The sequence below is a fragment of the Streptomyces sp. NPDC001450 genome, from assembly GCF_053597295.1.
The window spans coordinates 1-2,474 of the sequence record NZ_JBSFHY010000128.1 but is presented as its reverse complement, the minus strand read 5'-3'; the positions used below and the strand labels follow the sequence as shown (position 1 = coordinate 2,474).

The 2,474-nt window shown below is 69.6% G+C and carries 1 protein-coding gene; it reads right to left on the bottom strand.

The features are described 5' to 3' along the window. Positions 1 to 2,474 (bottom strand): type I polyketide synthase (locus ACWC5O_RS45280; protein ID WP_450781369.1); only part of this gene is annotated, 2,474 nt, incomplete at both ends.

Sequence of the window (2,474 nt, the reverse complement as noted above, 5' to 3'; positions counted from 1 at the left end):
AACGCCACTTCGAGGGCGAAGAGGGCGGGCTGGGCGTACTCGGTCCGGTTCACACGCTCCGCGTCCTCACCGAAGACCACCTCCCGCAAGCTGAACGGGAGTTCCGCGTCCACCGCGTCGATGGCCTCGGCGAACGCCGGACACGTCTCGTACAACTCACGGCCCATACCCAGCCTCTGTGACCCCTGACCCGCGAACAGGAACGCCGTGCGACCGCCGGTCTGTGCCGAGTTCCGTATGACATTGGGTTCGGTACGGTCTTCGGCCAGCGAGCCGAGAGCGTGCAGCAACTGCGCGCGGTCGGCGGCCAGGACCACGGCACGGTGCTCCAGCACTGTTCGAGTCGTGACCGAGGCCAGAGCGACATCGGCCACGCGGACATCCTCACCGGCCGAACCCTCCAGCCAGCCGCACAACCGCTCCGCCTGACCACGCACCGCCGACACACCGGCACCCGACACCACCACCGGGACGACACCGAGGCCCGGCCGCGTCTCAGCCTCCGCACCCGTGAGGTCGGCCGACGTGACAGGGGCCTGTTCGAGGATGACGTGGGCGTTGGTACCGCTGATACCGAAGGACGACACACCAGCACGACGCGGACGACCCGACTCGGGCCATGCACGCTCATCGGTCAGCAACTCGATGTCCCCGGCCGTCCAGTCGACATGGGAGGACGGCTCGCCGGCGTGGAGGGTCCGCGGCAGCACCCCGTGCCGCATCGCCATCACCATCTTGATCACACCACCCACACCGGCAGCCGCCTGCGTGTGACCGATGTTCGACTTCAACGAACCCAGCCAGAGCGGGCCTTCGCGGTCCTGGCCGTAGGTGGCCAGCAGCGCCTGGGCCTCGATCGGGTCACCCAGCGGCGTACCGGTGCCATGCGCCTCCACCGCGTCCACATCAGCGGGCCTCAGTCCGGCACCCGCCAGCGCCTGACGAATCACCCGCTGCTGAGACGGTCCGTTCGGCGCCGTCAGACCATTACTCGCACCGTCCTGATTCACCGCCGAACCGGCCACCACCGCCAGCACCCGGTGACCGTTGCGGCGCGCGTCCGACAGCCGCTCCACCAGCAGCAGACCGACACCCTCCGACCACGCCGTACCGTCCGCACCCTCCGAGAACGCCTTGCACCGACCGTCCACCGCAAGCCCCCGCTGCCGCGAGAACTCCACGAACATCTCCGGACCCGCCATGACCGTCACACCACCGGCCAACGCCAGATCACACTCACCGGAACGCAACGCCTGCACCGCCAGATGCAACGCCACCAGCGACGACGAACACGCCGTGTCCACCGTCACCGCAGGACCCTCGAAACCAAACGTGTACGCGATACGACCCGACGCCACACTGCCCGTCGAACCGGTCAGCAGGTAACCGTCCGAGTCGTGCTCACCCGCGCGCATGAACGAGCTGTAATCCTGTGTGATCGCGCCGGCGAAGACGCCGGTACGGCTACCGCGCAGCGTCGCCGGGTCGATACCCGCACGCTCGAAGACCTCCCACGACGTCTCCAACAGCAACCGCTGCTGCGGATCCATCGCCAGCGCCTCACGCGGCGAGATACCGAACAGTCCGGCGTCGAACTCGGCGGCGTCGTAGAGGAAACCGCCCTGACGCACATATGTATGGCCGACCCTGCCCGGTTCCGGGTCGTACAGACCGTCCAGGTCCCAGCCGCGGTCGGCCGGGAACCCGCCGATCGCGTCACGGCCCTCGCTGACCAGCCGCCACAGGTCCTCCGGCGAACCGACACCACCGGGGAACCGGCATGCCATACCCACGATCACCACCGGATCGTCGCCCACGCTCGTCGGCGCGGGCAGCATGGCGGACGCAGTGCCGACGCCCTGCTCTCCGTCGGACAGCTCGGACAGGAGGTGACGGGCCAGGACGACGGGGGTGGGGTAGTCGAAGGCCAGGGTCGCGGGCAGCCGCATGCCGGTGGCCGCGTTCACGCGGTTGCGCAGCTCGACCGAGGTGAGCGAGTCGAAGCCCAGTGCCTTGAACGCCTGGTCGGCCTCCACGTCGGCGGCCGACGCATAGCCCAGAACGGAGGCGGCCTGTCCGCAGACGAGGTCCAGAAGGAACTTCTCGCGCTCGGCCTCGGGAAGCCCGCCGACGCGCTGCCGGAGGTCGGCCGCGCCCCCGACCACCGCCTGGGACTCCGCGTTCCGGCGCGCGGGCGTGCGTACGAGAGCGCGCAGCAGGCCGGGAACCTCCTGTCCACGCCTGCGGAGGGCGGCGATGTCGAGGTTGACGGGTAGCACCGCAGCCTGTTCGAGCGCCGGACCGATCTCCAGAACGATATCGAGCAGCCCGAGACCCTGTTCGGAAGCCAGCGGCTGCATACCCTCGCGTGCCATGCGCCGCAGGTCCGCCTCGGTCAGTTCGGCGGTCATGCCGGCGCCGGGTGCCCACGGTCCCCAGGCCAGGGAGGTCGCGGGGAGACCGGAGGAGCGGCG